At 65.1% G+C, this 15,911-nt stretch carries 14 protein-coding genes; 5 read left to right on the forward strand and 9 right to left on the reverse strand.

What is annotated here, in order from left to right:
* The first annotated feature begins 1,799 nt into the window (after window positions 1–1,799).
* The 5 genes from AYK61_RS28135 to AYK61_RS25990 all read left to right on the forward strand — a co-directional run bounded on the left by AYK61_RS28135 (window position 1,800) and on the right by AYK61_RS25990 (window position 9,157).
* On the forward strand, window positions 1,800–5,789 hold the full coding sequence (locus tag AYK61_RS28135) for a helicase-related protein (protein WP_259468313.1): 3,990 nt from the start codon (window positions 1,800–1,802) through the stop codon (window positions 5,787–5,789).
* 114 nt (window positions 5,790–5,903) lie between these two features.
* Window positions 5,904–6,356 (forward strand): hypothetical protein, encoded by a 453-nt coding sequence (locus AYK61_RS25975; protein ID WP_121873755.1) that lies wholly within the window; start codon window positions 5,904–5,906, stop codon window positions 6,354–6,356.
* 1 nt (window position 6,357) lies between these two features.
* On the forward strand, window positions 6,358–7,266 hold the full coding sequence (locus tag AYK61_RS25980; protein WP_121873756.1) for a zeta toxin family protein: 909 nt from the start codon (window positions 6,358–6,360) through the stop codon (window positions 7,264–7,266).
* Window positions 7,267–7,555: 289 nt separating this feature from the next.
* Window positions 7,556–8,056, forward strand: a complete 501-nt coding sequence (locus AYK61_RS25985) for a hypothetical protein (protein WP_147458414.1) — start codon at window positions 7,556–7,558, stop codon at window positions 8,054–8,056.
* Window positions 8,057–8,185: 129 nt separating this feature from the next.
* Window positions 8,186–9,157, forward strand: coding sequence for a hypothetical protein (locus AYK61_RS25990; RefSeq protein ID WP_121873758.1), 972 nt, complete (start codon window positions 8,186–8,188; stop codon window positions 9,155–9,157).
* A gap of 82 nt (window positions 9,158–9,239) precedes the next feature.
* Here AYK61_RS25990 and AYK61_RS25995 read toward each other — a convergent pair whose 3' ends face one another.
* The 9 genes from AYK61_RS25995 to AYK61_RS26035 form a co-directional block, all read right to left on the reverse strand.
* Window positions 9,240–9,500 (reverse strand): hypothetical protein, encoded by a 261-nt coding sequence (locus tag AYK61_RS25995; protein WP_121873759.1) that lies wholly within the window; start codon window positions 9,498–9,500, stop codon window positions 9,240–9,242.
* A gap of 108 nt (window positions 9,501–9,608) precedes the next feature.
* Window positions 9,609–10,193 (reverse strand): hypothetical protein, encoded by a 585-nt coding sequence (locus AYK61_RS26000; protein ID WP_121873760.1) that lies wholly within the window; start codon window positions 10,191–10,193, stop codon window positions 9,609–9,611.
* Between the two features lie 63 nt (window positions 10,194–10,256).
* Window positions 10,257–10,793 carry a thermonuclease family protein gene (locus AYK61_RS26005; protein ID WP_121873761.1) on the reverse strand — a complete coding sequence of 179 codons (537 nt, stop codon included), beginning with the start codon at window positions 10,791–10,793 and terminating at the stop codon, window positions 10,257–10,259.
* A gap of 251 nt (window positions 10,794–11,044) precedes the next feature.
* Window positions 11,045–11,446, reverse strand: a complete 402-nt coding sequence (locus AYK61_RS26010) for a hypothetical protein (protein ID WP_121873762.1) — start codon at window positions 11,444–11,446, stop codon at window positions 11,045–11,047.
* Between the two features lie 31 nt (window positions 11,447–11,477).
* Window positions 11,478–12,317: a DUF4913 domain-containing protein gene (locus AYK61_RS27530; protein ID WP_183130570.1), complete on the reverse strand. Its 840-nt coding sequence runs from the start codon at window positions 12,315–12,317 to the stop codon at window positions 11,478–11,480.
* The gene (locus AYK61_RS26020; protein WP_121873763.1) at window positions 12,307–14,265 is read right to left on the reverse strand and encodes a type IV secretory system conjugative DNA transfer family protein; all 1,959 of its coding nucleotides are present in this window, start codon (window positions 14,263–14,265) and stop codon (window positions 12,307–12,309) included. Before AYK61_RS26020 ends, AYK61_RS27530 begins: the two co-directional genes overlap by 11 nt.
* Complete coding sequence (locus AYK61_RS26025; protein WP_147458415.1) at window positions 14,265–14,654, reverse strand: hypothetical protein; 390 nt, start codon at window positions 14,652–14,654, stop codon at window positions 14,265–14,267. The genes AYK61_RS26020 and AYK61_RS26025 overlap by 1 nt, the downstream gene beginning before the upstream one ends.
* Window positions 14,655–14,665: 11 nt before the next feature.
* Complete coding sequence (locus AYK61_RS26030) at window positions 14,666–15,214, reverse strand: hypothetical protein (RefSeq protein ID WP_121873765.1); 549 nt, start codon at window positions 15,212–15,214, stop codon at window positions 14,666–14,668.
* The gene (locus AYK61_RS26035; RefSeq protein ID WP_121873766.1) at window positions 15,211–15,891 is read right to left on the reverse strand and encodes a hypothetical protein; all 681 of its coding nucleotides are present in this window, start codon (window positions 15,889–15,891) and stop codon (window positions 15,211–15,213) included. The genes AYK61_RS26030 and AYK61_RS26035 overlap by 4 nt, the downstream gene beginning before the upstream one ends.
* Between the last annotated feature and the right edge of the window lie 20 nt (window positions 15,892–15,911).

Here is a 15,911-nt window from a genome sequence, read left to right on the forward strand (position 1 = left end):
CAGACGAACCCAGCCGGGAACCGTTAGGTAGCGGGATCGACTCCGCCGCCGACTCAGCCCGACATGCTTCTCCCGCAGTCGATTTCGTTCTCGGCACGGACGTTCTCGTCCCGTCCGGAGCCAAAGCCCGAGCCCGCGCCAACCTCGACGCCCTCGCCATCGTTCAGGGGTTGGACGCCGAGTCCCGCCCCGCCACCGCCGCCGAGCAAGACACCCTCGCTCGCTGGTCCGGATGGGGCGGCGTGCCGCAGATATTCGACACCGCCAAGACCGAATGGGAGCCCGAGCGCGAGGAACTGCGCACCCTGCTCAGCGCCCCGGACTACGCCGCAGCCCGCCTGAGCACCGTCAACGCCCACTACACCGACCCCGCCATCGCCTCTGCCCTCTGGCGCGCCGTCGAACGCGCCGGTCTGCCCGAGGGTGCCCGCGTCCTCGAACCGGGCTGCGGCAGTGGACACTTCGTCGGTCTAGCCCCCACCGGAACGAAGATGGTCGGCGTCGAGCTCGACCCGATCACCGCAGCGATCGCCCATCACCTCTATCCGAACCAGCACATCCGTAACCACGGATTCGAGGCAGCGTTCGCCGCCGACGGCACGTTCACCGCAACGATCGGCAACGTCCCGTTCGGTGACTATCCGGTCTACGACGACATCCACAACCCCAACAGTCGCTCGATCCACAACCACTTCATCATCAAATCTCTGCACCTGACCGCCCCCGGCGGGTACGTCGCGGTCATCACCAGCACGTTCACCTCCGATTCGGTGCGCCCGGCCGCGCGGCGCGAGATCGCCGCCCTGGGCGACCTCGTCGGCGGCGTCCGGCTACCGTCGGCCGCGCATCGCCGCCAGGCCGCCACCGACGTGCTCACCGACGTGCTGATCTTCCGCCGGCGAGAGCCGGGCCGCGAAGCCACCGAACAGACCACGCTGTGGACCCAAGTCACCCTTCCCACTGGGAACGGAGACAGCACCGCACCGGCCCACCTGAACCGATACTTCAACCGGCATCGGGACCGCATCCTGGGCACCGTCGAGGTCGGTTCCGGAATGTACGGCTCGACCACGATGAAAGTCATTGCCCCGCAATCGCAATCCGTACCAGTCCTGCTGACCCGGGCGCTGGAGACCATCGTCGACGACGCCCTGGACTCGGGCCTGGCGATGACCGCCGCGGCTCCGGATCGAACCCAGCATCACGAGCTCGATACCGCAGGCCTGCACACCGACTACGGGACCGATACCGGAACCATCCCCGGCACACTGCGATTCGACGCCCACAGCTCACGGTGGGAGCAGTACCAAGTCGGTGCCGGATGGGTCCTCACCCCCGCCAAGGGCCGCGAGATCAACGATCAGTGGCAACGACTGCTCGCCATGGGCGACACCGTCCTGGACATCGGTGACAGCGCGCGCACCGCCGACTCGACACCCGAACACCGACAAGATCTGCGCGAGAAGCTCGATCGGCAATACACCGACTACACCAGCCGATACGGCTTCATCAACCGGTTCAAGTGGACCAACCACGCCACCGAGAACAGCCCCGAGAAGACCGCCGAGAACTTCACCGCCCTCGAAGCGCAGTGGCGCATCGACGCCGCCCAGCAGGCTGCCGTCGATCGAGGGGTGGACCCCGACGACCTCGCAGACCTCGATCTACCCCCCTACCGGGGTGAGATGCCCACCGAGGTCACCGAAGCACTCCTGGAGAAGGCACGCACCCCGGCGCAAGGGCCCCGCAAGAGCCGCCACCACCTGCAAGGGGCCATCAGCTTCGACCCCCGCATGGCGATGGTGCGATCCCTCGAACTCTTCGACGACGAGACCGAGCAGGCATCCAAGACCTCGATCTTCGATACCGACGTCACCTTCACCACCGAACGCGCCACCAGCGCCGCCGGCATCGACGAAGCGATCGCCATCGCCTTCGACGAAAGCGGCCGCATCGACCCCGAACGGGTGGCCGAGCTCCTCGATACCGACGTCGAGGACATACTCGACCGAGCGCGAGGCAAGATCTACCCCTCACTCACCGATCCGAGTACCTACGAGGTCGCCGGCCAGTTCCTCGCGGGCGACGTCCGCAGCAAACTCGCCCGCGCCCGCGTCGCCGAAGCCGAGAACCCCGACGTTTACACCGGCGTCGTCGACGCACTCGAATCCGTCGTGCCACCCGACGCCGACCCCGCGCGCATCGGGGTGCGCCCCGGCGCGGAATGGGTCGGAGTCGACAACCACAAGCAGTTCCTGGTCCAGGAGTTCGGGATCGACCCCGACGAGCTGACCGTCTCGTACGCCGCGGTCAACGCCACCTGGCAGTTCGAGACCAGCTCGGCCCCGAACTGGGACGACCCCCAAGGCTACGAGGACCCGTGGGGCATCGCCGGCCGCTACTCCGGACTCGAGCTGTTCACCGCGATCGCCAACAACAAGCCCGTCGAAGTGCTCAAGACCGAGAGCGAGCTCGACCGCGACCCCAAACCGCGATTCCACCCCAAACACACCACCGACCTGCGCAATCGCGCAGTACGGCTGGAAGAGAAGTTCGTACAGTGGCTCTGGTCCGATCCGGCCCGCTACGAGCACCTCACCGAGGTCTACAACGGGCGGTTCAACCGGTTCGTCAAACCCCAGTTCGCCACCGAGCACAAGCAATACCCGGGCCTGAACCCCAACTACATTCCGTACTACTACCAGCGGCAAGCCGAACAACGTCTGACTCACGGGGAGACGATCCTGCTCGATCACTGCGTCGGATCGGGCAAGACCCTCACCATCACCATCAGCTGCATGGAGATGCGCCGACTCGGACACAAACGTCAGCCGTGGGTGGTCGTGCCGAACCACCTCGTCGACCAATGGGCCGCCGAGGTACGCGATGCCTACCCGGCCGCGAAAGTGCTCGTCGGCGGCGACCTGTCCGGGCCCCGCGACCGGCAACGCTTCATCGGCCAAACCGCCGTGACCGACTGGGACATGGTCATCGTGCCCGAATCGGTCATGAAGCTGATCGCCGTCAGCAAAGACACCGAACTCGCCTACATCGAGACCCGCATGATGGAACTACGTGAAGGCCTCGAACGCGCCAAGGAGACCGGCGGCGAGCACACCGTCAAACAGATCGAACGTGTCCTCAAACGCGAACAAGCCAAACAGCAGAAACTGGTGTCCTCCAAAGCATCCGACACCGGCCTGACATTCGAGCAGTCCGGCTGCGACTTCCTGTGGGTCGACGAGGCGCACTACTACAAGAACCTCGCCCGCACCTCCAACTCCGCCGACCTGTCCCTGCCCGACGGATCGCAACGCGCCTCCGACCTGGAGATGAAAGCGCGCTGGCTGCGCGATCGCGCCATCCTGCGCAACATCGAATCCGGACAACCCGACGCGCCCGCGAAAGCGATCGCCTTCGCCACCGGAACGCCGGTGAGCAACTCCCTGTCCGAGCTGTGGGTGATGAACCGCTACCTGCGCCCCGATCTGCTCGACGCCGCCGGCATCGGCCACATCGATGCCTGGGCACAGACATTTGCCAAACAACGCACCACCGTCGAAATGAACATCACCGGCACCTCACTGCGGCCGATCTCGCGGATGGCCGAGTACCAGAACCTGCGGCAACTGATCGCCATGGTCGATCAGTTCCGCGACGTGGTCACCGAGGACCAGATCCCCGTGGAGCTGCCGCGAATGCGCACCGGCAAGCCGCTGGTCGTCGAATTCGACCTCGCACCGCAGGTCCGCGACTTCATGTTCGACCTCGACGAACGCATGGCCGCGACCTCCGGACGCAGCATGGACGTCGACAACGCGTTGAAGATCTCCAACGACGGACGCAACGCCTCCCTGCACCCGACGCTGGCGAAACTGCCCGAACCCGAACCCGAACACGACCGTGTCGCCGTCGCAGCGGATCTGCTCTGGAACACCCACCTCGAGCACCGCGACCTGTTCACCCCCGCCGACCGGCACGGCCCCGACGCCCGCGGGGTGTTCCAGATGGTCTTCTGCGACCGCGGCACCCCCAAGGCCGGTGGAGCGGGGGAGAAGAGTCTCTACGCGCGACTGCGAGAAGCGTTGGTGGACAGAGGAATGGAGCGATCGGAGGTCGTGTTCATTCACGACTACCCGACACCGAAACAGAAACAGCAGCTCTTCGCCGACTGCCGAGCCGGCAAGGTTCGCGTGCTGATCGGCTCGACACCCAAGCTCGGCACCGGGGTCAACGCCCAACGCCTACTCAAACAGCTCATCTCTCTCGATCCCGCGTGGACCGCAGCCGACATGCAACAGCGGTTCGGGCGCATCATCCGGCAGGGCAACGTCCACCGCGAGGTCGACGTGGTCAACATCGTCGCCCGACGCTCCTACGACGCCACCATGTGGCAGATCATCGAACGCAAAGCCCACTCCGTCCAGCAGCTACGCGGCGGCGAGATCCCGGACACGATGGAAGACGTCGGCGGCGACATCGCCCTGTCGGCCGCGCAGACCAAGGCCGCCGCCACCGGCGACCCCGTCTACGTCCGCGCGATCGAGCAGCAGGCACACGTCGACGCGCTCGAATCCGAACAGACCATGATCGCCAACGCGAACGCCTCCCGCCGCGCGGCCATCGACCGCCTCGACCGCGCCGCCCAGCGACTCGACGCCGACATGCCGACGATCGAGGCCAATGCCGACCGCGCTGCAGCATGGCTCGACATCGACGACCGCGCCGAGAAGATGATCACCATCGATCACCGGACTGCCGCCGACGACGACACCGAATCGCTCGTCGACGCGCTGCAGAACGTCCTGCAGACCACCTACATCGACATGCGGGCGGTCAAGAGCGGACGACCGAGCGAGTTCGCGGAGATCGCCGGCGTCGCGATCGCCGGCACCTACCGCCCGGTCAATGACCAGCTCGAACTGTCCATCGATGCAGGGCCTAAGCGCTACGTCGAGCACCGCAAACTCACCGAAGCGATGTCCAGCGCCACCGCCGCGCGAGGGATCCTCCAGCAGATGCGCAACATGATCAGGGAGCTGCCCGTGCGCGCGACCGCAGCGCACGCCGACCGCGCGCACATCGCCGGGAGGCTGACCGAGCTCACCGCCCAAGAGGACCGAATCTTCACGCGCACCGACGAACTCGCCCAGGCCCGCTACGCGCTCGCCGAACTCAAAGCGGACGTCAATGCCCGCGAGAACTCACCCGAAGCGCTCACCGAACGCGGCCGCGACCTCGACCGGCGCCGATCGCACGGGCTGTACCCGAAATGGAGCCTCGACCTCAACCCCACCCCCGCACACGCCGACGCCCAGCACAGCAGCCGGGCGGCGCTCGTCGAGTCCGTCCCCGAGCGAATGCAGGCCTTCGCCGAAAAGTGGGCTGCATCCCAAGCAGAGCGAGACGCACGCCGCGCCGACGACCAATGGAAGCCGAAATCGCCTGACGGATCACGCTTCCAACGCGGAGCCGACCGCGACAGCGGCGCACCGGGAGCAGCGATCCAATGGACCGACCGCACCTGGCACTGGACCGCATGGACCGGACCCGACACCACGACCTCCGGATTCGAAGAACGTCGCGACGCCGCCCGCTACGCCGCAGACGAGGGGATACGACAGCTCGAGGCAGAGCCAGACGCGGCGACGTCACCTAACGATGGACACACTCCCAGCGCACCGTCGTTGAAGTCCATGCTGAACCGACAGGCGAACAGACGCCGCGACATCGATCGACCACCGCCCTCTGCAGCCGATCGGGACCGCGACATCGGACCCGAGCGGTAGTCCAGGTGTGGCCCTTGTTGTGCATATAGAGATAGGTATGGCAGTGCCGGAATAGTTTCTATTTGCAGCCGTTGAACAGCAGGTATAAGCTTTCTTATATCAAAGGAGGTAGTCATGACCGATCTACTGGAACTCGAAACAACCATGACGACCGCCAAGGCTCATGTCGTGCTCGCTCGTATCGAGCAGCTCCGCAAGGTGCGGCAGGCCTACGAGCGTGGGGTACATCAGACAGACCTGGCCGAAGCCAACAAGGTCAGCCAGCCGGCCATCTCACAGTGGTTGAAGATGGCACGCATCGATGCGCCGGACATTCGGCCGGGAACGGCTGGTGGAACTCCCTACGAGATCGCGGCACGCTGCGCAGCTGGACTGCTCAGTCGCGAGGCGATGATCAAGCAGCTCTCGTCTTGGGTCTACTCGCGAGCCGAGATGAGCCCGGACGGAGAGGGTGACGTGCCGCCGCTGAACCTGTCGGGATTCAATCTCCAGGTCGGCAGGGCATTGGACGATCGATTCATCGACGACGCCGAGTACGACCGCATCCTCGAGGCAGTAGCAGACTGACTTGTCCCACGAAGACGCAGAGGACCGCCGAGCGCGACTGGAAAGTCTGTCGCTGCCCGGCGGTCCACTCAACATCAACGCCCCGAATGCGACCGTCATGGTCAAAGCTCACTTCCGCACAGTGGCGGGCGAATGGGTGCCCACCGCAGCGCACAGAAGGGTGCACACTGCCCTCCTCGCTCGTTGGCGAACTGACACTCCGGCGCTGCAACAGGAGCGCAAAGCCGCGCTCTTCGCCGGCCCGCCTGCTGCAGGCAAGAGCACTCTGATGGGCGCACCGGGCTCCCATCTCGCAGAGCATCGCCGCATCGACGCCGACGACTTCAAAACGCTGCTGCTCGAAGCGGCAGTGCTCGACGGGTCGATATTGACTCTGCTCCCAGAAACATTGCGAGACAATCGAACAGGGCGGTTTCATCCCTTCGAGCTCTCCGCTCTGGTGCACCACGAGTCGACAATTCTGCACGCCCGTGCGCTGAGTGAGGCCATGTACGCCGGGGAAGCAATCGCCGTCGACGGAACTCTGGGGCACATGCCGTGGGCGAGATACTTGGCCGGCCAGCTCAGGGACTTCGGGTACAAGATCCACGTGATCGACGTCGAGGCGACGCAGGAACTCTCGCTCGCACGCGTCGTCGAACGATGGCGGGCAGGCTACGAGAACGCACTGGCCCGTCCCGGCGATCCGAAGGCGGCAATGGGCGGCCGGTGGCTACCCGCGTCGGCCGTAACTCGGCTATTCGCCACAGGTAAGGCCCGGTCGGCCTGCGAATCGAACGCGCTTCGAATCACCAGGAGCTTCTCAGAGGTTGTGAAGTACGACCTCTACAGAGCGTCCACCAACGCTGTCGCCCCGAAACACGAGCAGACCTGGTCGAGAAGCGACAGCGGGGATTGGACAAGCCCGTAAACCTAATCGGTTTATGTATTTATGCATCATGTGTTTACGCGTTGACATTCTCGGGGAAGCGTGTCAGGGTCGACGTATGACAACTTCCACACACAGCCCCTCGCGATACCTGTCGCGCGCGAATCTCGAAGACTTCTACGGCCTTTCCCGAAGTTCCGTCGACGGGTACCTTCGCAGAGGTCTCATTCCACCCCCGGATGCAGCTGGTTCGAGGGGGCATCTTTGGTCTCGCCAGGCCTTGATCGATACCCGCAGCTCGACGATTCCCACACTGGCAGCAGCAGTTCCGATGAACACTGCACTCGGAGCCGACGACTTGGACAAAGCGCACGCGTACATGTGCCCCGCCCGATCCGGACACTTCGTCGGCTGGACGAGCCCGAGCATCATCGGGATGGTCGAGGCAGGTATAGCGCAATGGCACCGAGTGCGCGCATGCGCGCGCTACAACGATGCCACCCCATACGAAACTTCGACCGCCGACCCCGTCGTGCAAGGTGAGATGGATGCCGCTCGCGCCCGGCGCGCGGAGGAGAACCTGGCCGTCTTCCTTCTCGACAAGGAGCCGTTGGGAATCGGGCAGGTCAAAGTCAGCTCGGAGTCGACGACGGCAGGCCTGCAACATGGTCGGCTGCTGCTGCGCGACCGTAACCGCGTCGGTGCTCCTGGTGCCTGGCTGGACCTTCCATCGGAACCGACCTCCACCCAGCTGCCCCCCTATTCGCTACCCCTGCTGGAATGCGCGTTCCCATCAACTCGGGTAGCGGAGCGCATCATCTCGGGAGCGTGAACTGGCCGATGTGCATTAAACGGCTGCCCGTTGGACGTTCCGCCGAGGGAACCAGCTCGGTTCCCATTCGGGAACCCGGACGGCTATGGTTGCAGAATGGAATCCGCACTTGATGCAACTACGGTACGAATGGCTGGATCTGCCAGGCAGATCTCCGACGCATACGTGGCCACGTTCGACGAACTCGTGAAGATGCTGGTCCTCAATCCCACCGTCAAACAACTGCTCGCGGCCGGCTACACACACGCGCAAGTCGCGCGAACGATGCACATCAGAAAACAGCAGGTCGGTGATATGGCCCGCACACCGTTCCATCCGGTCGGCATCGCAAGGAGGCTGCACTCGATCGACGTGTGGGCGCTTGCCCACTCGTTGTGGGAGAAATCCGAACAACGGCTGCAGCTCGCAGTCGACGCCGCATTCGAGTGGGACACCACGCGGCTGCCCGACGTCGCACGGCCCGAACAGAACCTGGAGCAGTACCGCATCGGTTCTGTGGCCGATGAACTCGACACCTACAGCTGCGCTTTCGCCCGATGCGAGGTAGCGCGGCCGTATACGCCGCGCGAGGAGGACGTGGACGCCGCCCGCGTAGGTGCTCTACGCGCAGCAGCAGCAGGAGCGACAGAGCTCGAACTACGAGCCCGTGAGGAGGAAATGCTGGAGTTTCTGCGCACTCCCGTGGTTTCCGAAGTTCCCGACTTCCTTTACCGCCACCCACACAGGCACTCTGCGATGTTCGATCACGGAAAACCCTGGGAGAAAAAGAAGTTCGAGGAACGAGCCGCGCGCGAACGAGACGAGATGAAGCGCTACGGAACGTTGCTGCCAACCTTGCCCGATGATTCGACAGATCCACGTGTGCTCGCGCGTGACCTTCTGTTGTTCAACTTCGGCGATCTACGTGTCCTGGACCACCATTTGGATGCGGATTCGCTCGATGAACGACGTGCGCGTGTTCTCGAAAAATTCGCCGGTGAGCTCGGTGTTCGTTGGGACCAATGGCAGACATTCAGCCCCGAGAACCGTCCCGCTGAAGAGGTGGAGTCCGAGATCCGTCAAGCTCTCGAAACGTATCTGGGACGCGCAATGAGCGAGTAGATACGCGAAACCGGCTCACTAAACCGTCGGGAAGGCTGCCAAGGTCACTTCGACGAGGACAGCTGCCGCAAGTCGAGCCACCTCACTGCCGTGCCCTCCGCTTGGCCAGCACACGCTCTACGAGCGTCTCACGTTGGCCGAACTCGGTGCTCACCTGCGCACCCACGGCCGCGACGACGACCACTACAGCAAGGGTGACGATATTGAAGCCCAGCATGACCGCCAGGTAAAGCGACAAAGCGAGGGTGGCGAGTCGGGTCAGCACAACGGGATCTGCCAGTTGGTCGGCCCTCGACGCGTTGTGTTTGCGTCCGAGAATAGTGGTGCGCTGCTCTGTGGTCATGGAGTCACGATCCTTCGGACGATGGGGTACTCGGAGACAGATCGATACTTCGGTGCCGCAGAAGAGCGACGATACCCGTTCGCGCGGTGGGTATCTCGGCAGCGGCGGTCATGCTGCACCAGTGAAGTCGGCGGGGGACATCGAGAACGTTGTCACTCGCACCTGCTGGCCGTCGGCGGTCACGATTGCTCGTACGGTTCGCTCGACGACGTCGAGCGGTGTGGGTTCGAGAGCGGTAGCCGTCTGCTCACACGTGAGATCCACTGCGATGCTGCGCGGTGTCTCGGGTAGTGCGGCGGTGGCGGTGCATCGAGCCTGCACCGTGAGCCGATGTTCGGCCATTCGGGCCCACAACCGGCTCTGGGCGGGCTTGCCTGCTTCGGCCGAGACGATGCGGTCGACCAGACTGTCGGCAAGGTAGCCGCGTGCACGGTCGGCGGCCGATGCCTCGTTGGCGTCACTGGAAGGGAACCAGGACAGCAGGATTTCCGCGCCGTTGCGGGCGGTGTCCATGGCACGGCTGGCGTCGACGTCGGGGTCGAGTACCGCGGTGCGGTCATTGCTGCTGGACTGAGGTGCCGCCGACGGTGGTGTGGTGGCGGCGGAGCTGCATCCCATGGTCAGTGCGGCGACCGCGGCGATGGTGCAGGTGATCGGTCGGTAGTAGGACGCGTACGAGCGGATCTGGTTCACGATGGGTGCCCTTTCCTGGCTGAATCGGTGAGAGTTGTTGTGCACGAGGGATTATGAGACTGGTCAGCGTCGGGCTGTTTCGCCGAAGCACGGTGCGCCCCAGAGGCCGGCACCGTTGGATTTCGCAGTCGCTTGCGCGGTCGCGAAGTCCGCAGCTCTCGATAGTTGCTGATTGCTCATGGAGAAGACGCGGGCCATGCCGGCTTCAGCGGCGCGGACGCTGTAGTCGCTCCCATCAGAGAGCTGGACGTAACGCAGGAGACGTCCGTAGCGGTCGTGATCGGACAGCACCAACCACGGGTCGGTGGTGAGGGTGACAGTAGCGTTGTCGAGCTGCTGGTGCGCCCAGGCACTCGCTTCCGGCCCCCAGCACTCCACAGGTGCGTCGGGTTCGACTGTTTCGGGGGTGTCGATACCGAGGACGCGGACCCGTACCGGATCACCGCCGGTCGACAGGCGCACATCGACGGTGTCGCCGTCGACGACCCAGTCGACGACCCCGCTGGAGACGGAGACGACCGCTGGCGTGAACTCGGGGTCCGGCGGCGTTGTCAGAGGATTGCATCCCGCCAGCACCGCTGCAGCGACAGGGACGGCCATACAGGCCGTGAGTACTCGGACGGGCGATCCGTGCCGTGCTCGTCGCGGGTTCGTACGTGCCCGAAGGCCACGAGGATTCCGATCGGGTACGCACCGAGCGTGATGACCGCGCACTTCGATGCCCCCGATCGGATTGACGATCGCACTGGAAATGGGACTGTCGTGGGTCCTCGTCTTCATCGGTATTGCTCCCTTTCGCGGTTCTGGCGTGCATGCGCCTGTTCGGGTGGGGGTCGAGGGCTCGATCACGGTCATAGGGGTTGCACTCCGCCGGCGGCGAGAACGCTCACGGTCCAGATGGCCCACATCACCACGACGGTGCTCGCCAGACGTACCGAGTTCTTCCATGCCGTCAGCGCCCAGCGGCGTCCGTTCATGCAGTCGAGGGCGACGGCGATGAGGCTGCCGGTCGAGAGTGCGAAGACGACGGTCATGATCGCCCACCAGCCCTGCGTCACAGCATCGTTGGCGGCGGCTCGCCGGACGGGGTCGGCCGAGCCACTCGACGAGGACAGGACCCACTGGGCGAGGGGTATCGACCAGGTGAGCCACCAGGTGACGGCCGTCAATGCGAACGATGCCAGTAGTCGGGTCCGATCGCTCGGCGCTGTCGACGGTGCGAGTGCAGGTGCGGGTGCAGGTGATGTCTTCATGGGAGAGGCCTTGTCTCGGTGACGATCGTGGTCAGGGGGTCAGATTTTTTGGGGCCTTCCAGCCCTCGGGTGGGTAGGCGATGACCAGCGAGCCGTGGCCGGGCCAGTTCCCGTCGACGTCCGCGTTGCTCATCGGCCCGGATTCGCCGTCGAGGAGCACCCTCATGTGGGGGTCGCAGTGCCGAAGCCACCAGCTCGACATCGCCGCCGGATCATCGGGTGAACTGCGCGCTTCTTCGAACGCCCACCACAGGGACTTGAGCCGCGACACGACCTCTTGGTGTTGCCACCAGCGCCGATCCCAGGACAGCCCACGGCCGGGCTTGTCGTCGATCTTGCGGTTGATGACGTGGCTGAGGTACTTCTCCACGAAGTCCTCGAGCCGCAGAAACGCCGGGGCTGGTAGCTCGTCGGCGTCCTCTCCGATCGGGATCGGGTGCTCGTGAGGAAGGTCCACGAGGTCGTCCGCGGCCCAGTCTGCGGGGACCGGATCGCACGTCAAGGGTCCGTAGCCAGTCCAGGTGCCGGCATCGTCGGCGCCGCTCATCGGCCCGGTGGCACCGTCGAGGAGCATCCGCAGGTGGGGTTCGCAGTGCTCGACCCACCATCCCGACATCGCGGCCCGGTCCTCGACCGTGCGGCGCGCGGATTCCCAGGCCCACCACAGGGCGGTCAGTCGGGCGACTGCTTCACTGTGCCGCCACCACCGGGCGTCCCAGGTCAGTCCGTGGCCGGGTCGGTCGCTGATGCGTCGCTGGATCACCCGGGCGAGGTAGTGCTGAACCCAGTCGTCGACCGATTCGTACGCGGGGTCGACCTCCGGTTCGGCGTCGAGGTCCAGTTCGGTGTCGAAGTCGAATTCATCGTCCATCGATGCTCACCGCCGATCGGTCCCAGTCGTGTTCGTGTTCGTGTTCGTCGTGGTCGGGTTCGTGGTCGATGTTGAACGGGCCGTCGAGCAGTTCCTTCGCGTGCTCGGCGGATCCGCTGTATTCGATGATCGATTGTTTGATGGTGTCGGCGTCCTCGGTGTCGGTCCACCAGATCTTCTTGATCAGAACGGGTGGATTTTCCGGAAAGACCACGATGGCGCGGCTTTTCGGGAGGGCAGCGAGTTCGTTGATCGGAAGAATGGGACGTTCCTGCCAGCTCTGCGAGGAGCTGCGGGTGCCCTGGCTGTTGCTGCGCGTGGTCGATTGCACTTCGTGCGAACCGATTTGGTCGGACAGGTCGCTGAGGTAGTGCTTGTCCTTGATGTTGCCGCCGTAGAAGTGCACGGCCCCGGCGATCATCGAATCGAACTCGTCACGGCCCCACACTCGCGCACCCTGCTGTGGTGACTGCAGAATCGCGATCGGGATGATGCCGCGGCCACCGAAGTGCGAGTACTGGTCCGGCAGTTGGCGAAGTAGCACGGTGTTGGCGGCCTCGTCGAGAACGGCCAGCAACGGAATGTCGAGCCGACCGCCCTGGGTGCGGACGGTGGGCTGCCACAGCCTGGTCGGCCACCACCGCGGCATCTGCTTGTCGTAGGCGCGTGCCGGGGTCCGTGAGGCCAACGCGGTCGCTTCGTCGAAGATCTGTCCCACCAGCGCGGTGGTCAGCGGTGCCGCCGAATCCGGTCCCTCGAGCGAGAGTGCGTAGAGAGTGTCGGTGCTGGCCACGAACGCCCGCGGGTCGAACTCGGGCAGATCGTGCAGCGGCTCCTCGTACCGCGTGGTCACACGCGGGGCGACGGTCCTGTCCCTGGCGTCTACTTCGATGATCGCGCGCGCCGGCGGGGTGACAGCGCGGGCGTACTCGTCGTCGGAGAGGATGTCGAGGAATCGGCGCGCCATGTCGAACAGGCCGTCGCGCTGACGCTCGGTCAGGCCCTGCGCTTCGAGGACTCGCGCCGACGCGCGCTTCTTGTCGAAGGCAGCGAGAATGTGTGCGGGGGTTTTGTCCTGGTCGCTTCCGAGCCAACCGATCGCGTGCAGGAGATCTCCGCCTGCCAATGCCGCCGCCAGGCAGTAGAGGGCGAGCAGTTCTTGAGCGCCGCCGTCGAAGTAGCCGTCGGTCTTGGCATCCTTCTTCGTCGACGCGGAGACGAAGAATGACGCGAGCTTGCGCGCCTGCGCGAGGGTGGCGACGTGCTTGAGGGCGTTCCACCAGAAATTGAGCTGCACCGATCCGCTGACCCCCTGCAGGTCGGACACCCACGCACGTCCGCACTGTTCGCGGCCGAGGCGAGTCGCCGCGTACAGGTCGGGCTTGTTGCTCGTCACGATTGCGGGGCCGGGCGCAGCCAGGGTCGCGCGCACCGCAAGGGCGACGGTCTTTCCCATCCGTGTGCCGGCCAGGGCGACCATGACCATTTCCCACGACAGGTACACCGGCTTGTCGCCCACCACTGTCGTGCCGAGAAGAAATCCCCACGACCGAGGATCCGACTTGTCGAGCTGAGGCATCAGGCGATGCGACTCTTTCGGGGAGACCCCACGCAGTTTGTTCGGTGCCACCATCGTGCGCGCGGCCCGGTCGACTTCGGTACGTCCCTTGGCTCGCCGAACTGCGATCGGCAGCGCGACCGCAGCGATCGCCACCACCGATGCCACGGCGATAGCCGTCGACTGCCACGGCCATGGGCGCTGCCCGGTGACGGACTCGAACACCCCCTGTATGGGGTTGCCGCTGGGGTCGCCGCCGGCAAGGAATGTTCCTGCCCACCAGGACAAGACGAGGGTGATCACGACGGCCAGGACGATGCAGAGTAGCACCGCCGGTAGAAGGTTCTCTTGCGATCGGGCACCGGTTCCGGATCTGCGTGTCTGTGCCATCAGAGCGCTTTCCCCTCGATCGCGTCCTGCGTGGTGGTGGCGGTCATCGGATCGTCCGTCGGGTCGGGTCGGGGGCGGTGGTGCACGAACACGTGCAGCAGGCCGGCCACACCGAGGGCGAACACGGGCATGAGATACGAGATCGCCGCCAGGGCGGTGTGGGGTGTGACGATCGAGTGCCCGGCGATCGCCGCACCGACGAGGACGGCGAGGGTGAGGGCCACCGCTGCCGGTTTCGCCCAGTGCCGGCGAACCGACCACAGCAGCACGATGATCGACACGAGCAGAGCTGCCACAGTATTGATCACCGTGAGCGCTGCGAGGTCGAACCCCGAGGGTGCTGGCAAGAAGGCACCGATCGGGTCCGGATTGATGATGTGTTCTCTCATGATCGACGTCCTCATTTCGGTGCCAGGTTGTATTCGGTCAGTTGCCATGTGTGGGAGTTCTTTTCGACGACTGCCCGGACTCTGTAGTCGCGGTAGGGGGTGGTGCTTCCGTCGCGGTGCAGGACGGTCTGGGTGAGTGCGACGTCGAGTACCTGCCGGGTGCCGGAGGCGCTGATTGCTTCGCCCGATTGTGCTGTGGCCGTGATGATGTCCCCGGAGTCGCGCCAGCCCGCCCACTGCGGCAGGGGCCGGACCCCGGTCGCGGCCGGTTGTGCGGCGTCGGCGGCGAGCTGCCCGCCGAGCCAGCGCTGTGCGCGTCCGACGGCGGCAGCGGGGGAGGGATCGACTGCCGGTTGCCACGAGAACATCGCCGCCAGAGCCGCTTCGGCGACGGCGTCCGGATCGGAGCCGCGGTCCTCGTCGAGGTGCACGTGGGCGTCGGTGGCCGGGCCGCGGCTGTCGTCGGTGCCGCTGAATTTGACGAGGGTGATCACGGCGGCGGCGACGGCCACGACGAACACCAACACCGCACTGATCGCGATGAGCTGCCCGCGTTTCATCCTGCGATCCGTTCGTCGACGACGAGGGTGGTCAGGTTCGTCTCTCGCCAGGACTTGTAGCCGTTCTCGCGGCACCATTCCGCCGCCGGGTTGTCCTGGTCGATTTCGATGCTCACGTGTACTCGGGCGCGCAGCGCGGTTCGCTCCAGAGCCGGGTCGTCGGCCGCGACTTCGTGGTTGAGCACGTGCAGGATCAGCCGGACTGCCTCGACGTCGAGTTCCTCGCGGGCTTGGCCGGCGACGAACACCGCGTGCTGCGCTACCGAGAGGTCGGCCGAGTCCTGGTCGCCATTGCGGTAGAGCTTGTCGTCGGGGTGAAAGGTGTTGTAGGTGACGACGGCTCCTTCGGGTCCGCAGATAGCGAACGAGGACACTTCGTCGTCGGCCGCGGTCCACATCTCGAGTACCGGCCCGTCCGCGGCGGCTGCGGCGATCTGCTCTCTGCGCTGGGCGTAGGCCTGCTCGCGCAGTGCGTCGTAGTCGATGCCCAGCTGTTTGGACAGTTCGGTCTTGAACTTCGGGAACAGGCCTGGAACGGCGAGGTCGTGCTCTTTCGCCCACGCGTAAAGCTCGCCGTGGGTCTCGAGCGCGCGCAGGTCGTCGAGGTTGTCCTTGACCGTCTTTTTCGCGGTCTCCCATTCGGCGACCGAGTTGTGGGTGCTGCGTCGTTTGGCCATGTCGGGTATCTCCTTGGTTG

The organism is Rhodococcus sp. SBT000017 (assembly GCF_003688915.1).
GTDB lineage: Bacteria > Actinomycetota > Actinomycetes > Mycobacteriales > Mycobacteriaceae > Rhodococcoides.